At 38.0% G+C, this 1957-nt stretch carries 2 protein-coding genes; both read right to left on the bottom strand.

Going from position 1 to position 1957, the window contains the following annotated elements:
* Positions 1–703: 703 nt before the first annotated feature.
* Complete coding sequence (locus AND4_RS20490) at positions 704–892, bottom strand: hypothetical protein (protein ID WP_009844584.1); 189 nt, start codon at positions 890–892, stop codon at positions 704–706.
* Positions 893–1096: 204 nt separating this feature from the next.
* Positions 1097–1957: hypothetical protein (locus AND4_RS18840; protein WP_009844583.1), on the bottom strand; the 861-nt coding region annotated here is incomplete at its 5' end.

Here is a 1957-nt window from a genome sequence, read left to right as displayed (position 1 = left end):
TACAGAATTATGTTTGGCAGCAAATTCAGCCAGTAGAATATGCTGTAAAAATCTAAAAGAGACACTGTCACGCCAGCTGTTACGAAATAGAACACCATTTTGCTGACATCTGATTAACAGTAAGTACTTGCAGACTAGAAAAACATCAAATTAATATCACGTAGGATATCTCGCAACCAAACACCTTAGTTTTATAAAAATGACTAGGTAGACGTCTCATTTATCCAGGAGGTCTTCGATAGATAAGTTTACTTAAGTGTTACAATGTAACGTTGCCTTCGCATAAACAGTAATACAATCAAGCACAATGAAAGAGTGACCGTGTTAAGTTGAAGACAACGCGACGCTGACTCTTGCCTTTAATCCATTTGGGCATTCAACGGGTAACTTCTAGATCCGCTGTACTGAATATCTTTGTAATTTCCCCTCATTGTTCCGTTAGTCACTGAGAGATAGTTGATGGTAACGGCCGGATTACCTCTATAGCCGTTTATGTTAATTTCTATCTTCCCATCTCTTTTCGTGGCAACGCCAACGCCCGATTTGAACACGTTCCCATTTTGTTCATAGGTCATGTTCACGCGGATATCCGAACTAGGATAAGCTTGATCTAAGAATTGAAGCTTCCAGTTTTCTGATATGTTCCATCTCGTGTTTGTCAGCATGTTGAGTGAACTTGGGTTTGCGAAGTTTCTAGCGATTTTCATGGTGCCATATTGGTCGAGGAAAACGATTTCGTCTCTACCATCTCCGTCAGTATATCGCCCATGGCAAACTGTGTGATCTGTTGTCCACTCAAGATCGTTTCGACAGAGAAGTCACTTTCCGCAACGGCATTAAAAGACAAAAGTAGTAGAGGTAGGTATATGGTTTTTGGTTTATTTTTTAACACAACGAATTTGCTCTTTTCATGGAATGTAAGCAAATTTATATTGTTTTATAAATCAATGTGCAACAATTCATTTACATTGGTTGTTGTATTCAACTGATGATCCCATAAATAGCCACGCGTAAAGATCGTTCTAACTCTAAATAAGATTGTCATTTGTAAGTGACTGGCGAATGATATGTAAATCTCACACGTTTCGAACCATGATCAGACAGTTTGTTCGGCTAATTGTTTCTCAGCTAAATGTTCTGCGTAGGGAACGTCTAGAATCAATGCGCCATATTCATCTAAAATATTAAGCATGCTTATAAGGTTATCTCCATTAATAAACTTGCTTAAAATCTTCAGTGCTGCACGGTCGATCATCCAATTGAATGACACATTATTCAAGAATTTTTGCCAATCACTAATTAACATCCAATCCCTTACAATACCAAAGATATTAGAAATTTCCCCGACTTCTTTGTAAGCCTCTACATAACCATTTGGTATTATATCGATAAGGTCTTCCACTGTTTGTACGCCGAAGGCGTTTAACTCATGAATTAGGCAACTTGTGTTCTTTTGATTATTTTCCAGAGCAATATCGTTATCGTCAGCCCAACAATCAAAATATTCTTTTAAACTAATTGAATCTATCGTTGCAGAGAAGTCACCTAATTTAGATTGTTCATCAATGGCTTGTTTATAAGAATCAATTTGTGAAGATAATTCATCGAACCCCTTGTCTGCGACTTCTAACATACCAGCGTAAAGATACAGTTTGCGCTCGATTTCCGGTGGGAGAGAGCCAGAAAACTTGTAGTTACTGTCATGGGCTAATTCTGCCCAAGCATGTTGAAGCACAGTTCTTACTTGAACCTCGAACTTTAAGTTTGTCAGCTTAGAATACTCTGGCAGCATGGCTCTATCATTACCCAGAGTACATACAAAATGTACCGACCGATATCCTATTTGATCTTTTAAAAGAACCTTGCTTTTATCGAGTGAATTTTCTACATCAACGCCAAAGGAATTCGAAATTAACTCCGAGACTCGGTTAACATCCGATTCGAAGTAGAGAATAAC

This window comes from Vibrio sp. AND4 (assembly GCF_000171815.1).
GTDB lineage: Bacteria > Pseudomonadota > Gammaproteobacteria > Enterobacterales > Vibrionaceae > Vibrio.
The sequence above is the reverse complement of the archived record's forward strand: the minus strand, read 5'-3'. Positions and strand labels throughout refer to the sequence as shown.